A 1,451-nucleotide genomic window follows, 5' to 3' on the forward strand; every position below is an offset into this window, starting at 1 on the left:
CGCCGACCGCGAGCCAGCCGAGCCGTGCCGCGCCGAGCGCGGCGCCCGTCTCGCCGCCGCCGTGCCGGCGCGTGCGGACGTTGAGTGCATCGGCGATCAGCTGCGCCCAGAACGCGCTGCGCGCGCCGCCGCCGATCAGCGACAGCCGATCGGTTTCGACGCCGGCCGCATGCAGCGCGTCGAGGCCGTCCGCGAGGCCGAGCGTCACGCCTTCGAGCACCGCATAGCCGAGATGCGCGCGCTCGGTCGCATGCGTCATCCCGAAGAACACGCCTTGCGCATACGGATCGTTGTGCGGCGTGCGCTCGCCGGACAGGTACGGCAGGAACAGCGGCGCGGTCGCGAGTGCGCCCGCGTCGAGCGCTTCGACTTCGGCGAGCAGCGTGGGCTCGTCGGTGCCGGTCAGCTTGCAGACCCAGCGCAGGCAGCTCGCGGCCGACAGCACGACGCTCATCAGCTGCCAGCGATCGGGGATCGCATGGCAGAACGCGTGCACGGCCGAGGCGGGGTTCGGCATGAAGCGGTCGCCGACGACGCTCAGCACGCCCGACGTGCCGAGCGACACGAAGCCGTCGCCCGCATGGATCGCGCCGATGCCGAGCGCGCTCGTCGCGTTGTCGCCGCCGCCGCCCGCGACGACGACCGCCTCGGACAGCCCGAGCGCGCGTGCGACGTCCGCGCGCAGCGTGCCGGACGGCGCATTGCCTTCGACGATGCGCGGCATCTGGTCGCGCGTCATGTCGCACGCGGCGAGCAGCGCGTCGGACCAGTCGCGGCGCGCGACGTCGAGCCACAGCGTGCCGGCCGCATCGGACGGATCGGACACCTTCGCGCCGGTCAGCCGGAATCGCAGGTAGTCCTTCGGCATCAGCACGCATGCCGTCGCCGCGAATACCTGCGGTTCGTGCTTCGCGACCCAGAGCAGCTTCGGCGCGGTGAATCCGGGCATCGCGAGATTGCCGGCGAGCGCATGCAGATCGGGGGCGCGCTCGGTGAGCAGCGCGCATTCGTCGGCGCTGCGCATGTCGTTCCAGAGGATCGCCGGACGCAGCACGCGATCGTCGCGCCCGAGCAGCACCGCGCCGTGCATCTGGCCGGACAGGCCGATGCCGCGCACCTGCACGAATGCGTCCGGATGCCGTTCGCGCAGCGTCGCGAGTGCCGCGAGCGTGCCTTGCCACCAGTCTTCCGGATGCTGCTCGGCCCAGCGCGGATACGGCCGCGAGACGGTGAACGGCGTGCCGGCCGTGCCGACGACCGAGCCGTCCGGGGCCAGCAGCAGCACTTTCACTTCCGAAGTGCCGAGGTCGATGCCGAGATACATAGATAGCGATCCGTTCCGTCAGTCAGGAGCCGCTACTTTAGCCCCGCGGCCGGCCGCATGCCAACGCCGGTTCGCCCGCATCGCGCGCCGCGGCCGGCCGGCGCACGTGCGCTCGCGCATCAGCGCG

Annotated in this window: 1 protein-coding gene; it reads right to left on the bottom strand. The window is 72.2% G+C overall.

All coding sequences use genetic code 11. The features are described 5' to 3' along the window. On the bottom strand, positions 1–1,324 hold a 1,324-nt coding region (gene xylB, locus HMPREF3115_RS17900), incomplete at its 3' end, for a xylulokinase (protein WP_070555481.1). Between the last annotated feature and the right edge of the window lie 127 nt (positions 1,325–1,451).

Source organism: Burkholderia sp. HMSC10F09 (genome assembly GCF_001806955.1).
In the GTDB taxonomy this organism is placed as follows: Bacteria; Pseudomonadota; Gammaproteobacteria; order Burkholderiales; family Burkholderiaceae; genus Burkholderia; species Burkholderia multivorans.